Genomic DNA, 637 nt, shown 5'->3' with positions numbered 1-637 from the left:
ATACCGCGCCGGGGTCCTGCTCACGGCACGACTGGGAGTGATCGCCCTGGCGGTGCTTGTGGTCACCGTCGCGGCACTCGCGATCACCGCGACCGTCTTCGACGCCCGCAACTGGGCCGGATACGCCGCAGCGAATCTGCTATTGGCTGCGACCTATGCGCTCATCGGCGTGATCATCGGCCCCTTGTTCGGGCGCGTCGCCGGGGTGTTCGTCGCCTTCCTCATCCCGTTCCTCGACCTCGGCCTGGCGCAGAGCCCGATGCTGCGTCCCGAACCCCAGGCCTGGGCGCACGCCATGCCGGCTACAGCGCCAGCCGCGTCCTGTTCGACACCGGCCTCACCGACCACTTCGACGAGATCGCGGCACTGCTCACCGCGCTGGCCTGGTTGACCGGCCTGGCCGCTGTCGCTGCTCTACATCCGGGGATACCCAACCAACCGCCGCATCCGGTTCGAATCCTCATGAACCGAACCACCATCACCTCCCCGCCGCCGCGACACCCGGCAGCGGCGGCTCGCCGCGCACGATTGCCGGTATCACCAAGGCCACCCGGCAGGTCGCTGCTGAGAAATGACGAGGCCACACTGAAGAAGACTTCGAAAATCACTGAAGGTGACTTCGAAACGTGACACGAAG

General features: G+C 66.4%; 1 pseudogene. It reads left to right on the top strand.

Features of this window, described 5'->3' with window-relative positions:
• Nucleotides 1-391: pseudogene (locus ON27_RS29275) on the top strand (hypothetical protein); the annotation flags it as partial.
• Nucleotides 392-637: the final 246 nt, after the last annotated feature.

Origin of the sequence: Nocardia asiatica NBRC 100129 (genome assembly GCF_000308415.1) — a bacterium.
Taxonomy (GTDB): Bacteria; Actinomycetota; Actinomycetes; order Mycobacteriales; family Mycobacteriaceae; genus Nocardia; species Nocardia asiatica.
This window is presented reverse-complemented; position numbering and strand designations above follow the sequence as displayed.